Annotated in this window: 5 protein-coding genes; 1 reads left to right on the top strand and 4 read right to left on the bottom strand. The window is 49.5% G+C overall.

Features of this window, described 5'->3' with window-relative positions; translation table 11 throughout:
- The 3 genes from OXH16_17450 to OXH16_17440 all read right to left on the bottom strand — a co-directional run.
- The coding region (locus OXH16_17450) for a leucine-rich repeat domain-containing protein (protein MCY3683184.1) at positions 1-1,255 on the bottom strand (1,255 nt) is incomplete at its 3' end.
- Positions 1,256-1,308: 53 nt separating this feature from the next.
- Entirely contained in the window at positions 1,309-1,995 is a 687-nt protein-coding gene (locus OXH16_17445) for a redoxin domain-containing protein (protein MCY3683183.1), read from the bottom strand.
- A gap of 160 nt (positions 1,996-2,155) precedes the next feature.
- A complete protein-coding gene (locus OXH16_17440; protein MCY3683182.1) occupies positions 2,156-2,824 on the bottom strand; it encodes a YceI family protein in 669 nt (222 codons plus the stop codon).
- A gap of 139 nt (positions 2,825-2,963) precedes the next feature.
- Here OXH16_17440 and OXH16_17435 point away from each other — a divergent pair, with 139 nt between their 5' ends.
- Positions 2,964-5,183 carry an NADP-dependent isocitrate dehydrogenase gene (locus OXH16_17435; protein MCY3683181.1) on the top strand — a complete coding sequence of 740 codons (2,220 nt, stop codon included), beginning with the start codon at positions 2,964-2,966 and terminating at the stop codon, positions 5,181-5,183.
- Positions 5,184-5,254: 71 nt separating this feature from the next.
- Here the strand turns inward: OXH16_17435 and OXH16_17430 are convergent.
- On the bottom strand, positions 5,255-5,547 hold a 293-nt coding region (locus OXH16_17430), incomplete at its 5' end, for a ribonuclease H-like domain-containing protein (GenBank protein MCY3683180.1).

Here is a 5,547-nt window from a genome sequence, read left to right as displayed (position 1 = left end):
CCACCGCGAACCCACTCCCCCCACGCACGTTCGCCTCCGTGATATTTGCTTCTGATAGGTTGAACAGACGCGACAGTATTGACCTATCCCTGATCATAGTATCGTCGTAAAGAAACAGCACTGACAGGTTGGTTAAGCCCGACAATGGCGAGATGTCCGAGATGATATTATGGGAAAGATTCAACGATGTCAGGTTGGTTAAACCCGACAATGACGAGATATCCGAGAATAAATTGCCGGAAAGAATCAGCACTGTCAGGTTGATCAAGCCCGATAGAGGTGTGAGGTCCGAGATGACATTATCGGAAAGGATCAGCGATGTCAGACTGGTCAAGCCCGACAATGGTGTAAGGTCTGAGATGATATTATTGGAAAGGTTCAGCGATATCAGACCAGTTGCTAATTCGAGTCCGGTTAAATCGCGAATATTCGAATCCTGTGCCTCAAGGCTTGTCAAACTCGCCATCTCTGCTCTGCTGATCGACGCACCACTCGCCTTGCGCAGTGCAGACTCAATTGCTGCGCGCAGGTCCGCATCCAGAATGGTAATTTCACCGCCACCATTGTTAGACGTAGAGACCTCTTTGCCAAAGCTACTGCTAAAGAGCAGAAAATCGCCAAAGCCAATCGCACCATCGCTGTCCAGATCGTACTTCGCTTCATATCTCCCATCGCCCTGACGCGCCCCAAACTGACCTGCAAACGCCAAAAAGTCGGCAAAATTAACCACACCATCGCCGTCGAAGTCCGATGTAAGGGCCTGTAACTGTAACGCAATGCGAATATCCAGATTCACAGTCTCAAATTGTCCACCCCGACTGAGTTCTGTACGTACCAGCCGAATCGCCGTGCCCGAAAATGCGGCTGTCGTGCGAAAGCGAACTGTACCCACCAGACCGCTATTGGCAGTTGTTTGACCACCCAGAGATGCAATGCCAATTTCGACAAAACCCGTACCTTGCTCTGGGAGAGCCTGAGCATTGGGCAAGACATCGCCTACCTCAAATCCCTCATACACAACCTGCGCGGCATCGTATTCAAAGCGCGCAGCAAGGCCGTTCGCATTCTGAATGCCTGTGCCGAAGATCTGAATGGCGACAATTTGATCTGCGGACACATTGAGGGACGTGACTGCCTGGTCGCCTGCGGTACCATTTACATCCAGCGATAGGGAAAAGGTATTTTGTGCCGAAAGAGACAGTGGGGACATCAGAAATGCGAGTATTGATAAAACTGACAGAACTATATTCCGCATCGGATTCTTCATTACAAATGCCTTTCGATTAAGGCTGACCACTGATAGCTTGTTTAATTATTTATCGCCTGTCGCGCCGCTTCCAGGAAAGTTTCGTAATTCTGAGCACTGCGCAATACGCGGACAATCACGCCTCTGGCGTCCAGGAACAGCGAGGTGGGATAGGACGAGACCTCATACGCATTGCGCGCTTCTCCTCCCGAGTCGAGAACAAAGGTCCAGGTATAGCCATATCTCGTGACAAAACGCAACTCCTGGATGCGCGTGTCTCGTACGCCAATGCCGACGATCTGAATGGAGTCTGCCATAGTATCTTGTAACTTTTGTATATCGGGCATTTCGGCAACACAGGGAGGACACCAGGTTCCCCAAAAGTTGAGAAACACGGGTTTGCCGCGCTGTTCGTAGAGATTGAACGATTCGCCAGTGAGGGTTCTAAGCGTAAAGTCGGGGGCTTGCATCCCAACTTGAATGCCAACGGGAGCGTTGGTGGTTGGCGGAGGGATTGTGATTGTCTGCCCGTAGAACTGGGCAAAAATGACAAAGTCCCGAAAATTGACTGCGCCATCTCCATTCAAGTCAAACTGGATCCGGGTTGTCCCATACCCCTGTGAAAATGCGATAAAATCGGCAAAATCTACTTTACCGCTGTTATTGAAATCGCAATCTGATGCGGTTGGCACCGCGTGTACACAGGAAGGTAGAAGCAGGAAAAGCAATATCATGACATACTTACCCATGAGCATACCTCCAGAAATGCGAGCATATTCAGTAATAATATTATTATGCGAAATAATTAGCATATAATCTTCAAAAAAATAGCCAATTAAAAACCCTTTGTCAAGGCAAGAATGCGAAATAATTAGCAGTATTTTTGATACCCAGGTGGTACTCAACGGATTATTCCTCACTTCTCATCGTCGAACCAAAAAAATTTGTCTTCAAATTGATCTTCTTCCCAACCCGGTTGCCCACCAGCCCGCGCGCACCTGCAATATCAAAATCCCTCAACGCAATCTCAAACTCGCCCTTCACCACAAAAAAATCCCCTAACGCGCGCTTCTTTGTCTGCTCCGACGCCAGCAAATACGTCGCCTCAAAAGGAATCACCATCTCCTTATCCACCCCATGCAGTGAAAACATCCCCATAGCCAAACCCTTAATAATCGCCCTACCTTCCCCTACCTCTACAGACACATCCTTCAACCCCGCAATCTCAAACCCAATCATCGGAAACTGTTTTTCATCCAACCAATCCTCGCTATGCAAATGCGCGTCGCGCTTCTCAATACCCGTCTCCATACTCGCAACCTGCACCTCGATCTTCCCCGTCAGACCCTCCAAATTCGCTGGATCCAGCTTCAACTCACCCGAAATCCCCGATGCTGTGCCGTGGATCTCCTCCAGCGGCGCCGAACTCACAAACTGAATCTGGTTCTTACCCACCTCATTGCGCAACACAATCGTCTGCACACCCTCAACCGGCAACCCCAATGAAGTCTCCGCCCAGACCTGTTGCGCTGCAAAACACCCCAAAAAAAATAAACCAATGATCCACCGCATATTCATATCTCGCCTCCCCCTCTTTTAGATTCACAAACAACATCCGCGTTCCCGATTTCCTGTAAATATCTCCTTGACTTTCGCCTGCCCATACTCGTATAATACGCACTTCAAAATCCGCCACAACAAAAACTCAGGGAATATCATGGCCTCAATCGTCTATACAAAAACCGATGAAGCACCTGCATTGGCAACGTGCTCACTACTCCCAATCATCAAAACCTTCACAGAACCCGCAGGCATTGAAATAACAATAGAAGATATTTCTCTTGCCGGCAGAATAATTGCGAATTTTCCAGAAAACTTAACCGAAAGCCAGAAACAATCCGATGCGCTGATGGAATTGGGAGAACTGGCAAAAACACCCGAAGCCAACATCATCAAACTGCCCAACATCAGTGCCTCCATACCCCAGTTGACCGCAGCAATCCGCGAACTTCAAGAAAAGGGATATGATATCCCGGACTATCCAGAAGAACCGCAAACCGAAGCAGAGCGAGAAATTCAAGACCGATATGCAAAAGTTCTGGGAAGCGCCGTAAACCCCGTCTTGCGCGAAGGAAACTCGGATCGCAGGGTGGCATCCGCCGTAAAAGAATACGCCAAAAACAACCCGCACCCCATGGGCGAATGGACCTCAGAATCCCAATCACATGTGGCATACATGCGCGATAGAGACTTCTACGGCAGTGAACAATCCGTCGTCTTAGCAGAAGATAGCACTCTCAAAATCGAGTTTATAGACAGCGATGGAAACACAACCATACTCAAAGACGACATACCCGTTCAGGCTGGCGAAGTCGTCGATGCAATGGTCATGAACTGTCGCGCACTGCGCGCATTTTACGAAACCCAACTCGAAAAAGCAAAAAACAAAGGTATTTTATTCTCACTCCACCTCAAAGCCACCATGATGAAAGTATCAGACCCAATCCTCTTTGGACATGCGGTCACTGTCTATTACAAAGACGTATTTGAAAAACACGCAGCTGTATTTGATAAACTCGGCATCGATCCCAACAACGGCATAGGAGAAGTATATACAAAAATTGCGCGCCTGCCGGAATCGCAACGCGCAGAAATCGAATCCGACATTGCCGCTTGTTACACCCATCGCCCGGACCTCGCAATGGTCAACTCGGATCGCGGCATCACAAATCTACACGTACCCAGCGATGTAATCATCGACGCATCCATGCCCGCTGCAATCCGCGAATCCGGACAAATGTGGGGACCCGACGGCGAACTCCGCGACACCATATACACCATCCCCGACCGCTCTTATGCGCGCATCTATCGGGAAATCATCGACTTTCACAAAGAACACGGAACCTTCGACATCACCACAATGGGCAATGTATCCAATGTGGGATTAATGGCACAAAAAGCAGAAGAATACGGATCGCACGACAAAACTTATGAAATACCTTCAAACGGTCGGGTTCGCGTCGTCGATACTTCGGGACAGATCTTACTCGAGCACGAAGTAGAAAAAGGGGACATCTGGCGCGCGTGCCAAACCAGGGACCTTCCGATACGGGACTGGGTCAACCTCGCCGTCAACCGCGCGCGCATAACCGGATCAGCGGCCATATTCTGGCTAGACGAAAACAGAGCGCACGACAGAAACTTAATCGACAAAGTCGATACCTATTTGAAAGACTGCGACACAAGCGGTTTGGACATCCAAATTCTGTCCCCAACAAAAGCCATGCGCGCAACCCTGCAACGCGCCAAAAATGGAAAAGACACCATCTCTGTCACCGGCAATGTATTGCGCGACTACCTCACAGACCTGTTTCCCATTCTCGAACTGGGAACCAGTGCAAAAATGCTTTCAATTGTACCCCTTCTGGCAGGCGGAAGCCTTTTCGAAACCGGCGCAGGAGGCTCTGCTCCCAAGCACGTACAGCAATTTGTAGAAGAAGGGCATTTGAGGTGGGATTCAATGGGAGAAATATTGGCCCTCGCCGCGTCCCTCGAAGACCTGGGACATAAAACCAACAACAAAACAGCCAGCATTCTATCAGAAACACTAAACGAGGCAACCCGCGTATTTTTAAACAACAGAAAATCGCCCTCGCGCATAGTACACGAATTGGACAACCGCGGAAGCCATTTTTACCTCGCCCTGTACTGGGCACAAGCACTGGCTCAACAAAGCGAAGACCCGGCACTTCAAGTGCGATTTGCAAAATTAGCACAACAACTCGAAGCAAATGAAACAACCATCATTGACGAACTCAATGCAGCACAGGGTCCACCCGTTGACATGGGCGGTTATTATCTCCCAGACACCGAAAAAATAACATCGGCCATGCGCCCGAGCGCAACATTCAACGCCATATTAGAAGGAAGAAGTTAGAAGTAAGAAGTTAGAAGTCCACCCCACGTCACCCCAGAGCAAGTGCTTCTTCACACTTCCTCCTTCACACTTCACACTTCCCTCTCCCCCTCCACCACACGCAACAACACCTCTGTCGTCGTCAGCAGATCCAGCACATTGTGATGCAAGATATCGCGCATTTGCACGGCATTTCCCGACTTGACAAACCGGTGATACGCATTGGGAATCTCCGCGCCTGGAATATCGCCCTGCCGGGTGCGGCGGCAAATATATTGTTCCAGAGTCTGCAACTTGCAATTGGGCAACTGCCTGCCCCAAATGCGACGTCCCACATGCAACATATCGATATGTGCTTGTCGCAGCCGGAACGGCACGCCCATAA

This window comes from Gemmatimonadota bacterium (assembly GCA_026705765.1).
In the GTDB taxonomy this organism is placed as follows: Bacteria; Latescibacterota; UBA2968; order UBA2968; family UBA2968; genus VXRD01.
The sequence above is the reverse complement of the archived record's forward strand: the minus strand, read 5'-3'. Positions and strand labels throughout refer to the sequence as shown.

Excerpts from the sequence above, each read along its gene's own strand:
- OXH16_17445 (MCY3683183.1), bottom strand. The coding sequence starts at position 1,995 with ATGGGTAAGTATGTCATGATATTGCTTTTCCTGCTTCTACCTTCCTGT.
- OXH16_17440 (MCY3683182.1), bottom strand. The coding sequence starts at position 2,824 with ATGAATATGCGGTGGATCATTGGTTTATTTTTTTTGGGGTGTTTTGCA.
- OXH16_17435 (MCY3683181.1), top strand. The coding sequence starts at position 2,964 with ATGGCCTCAATCGTCTATACAAAAACCGATGAAGCACCTGCATTGGCA.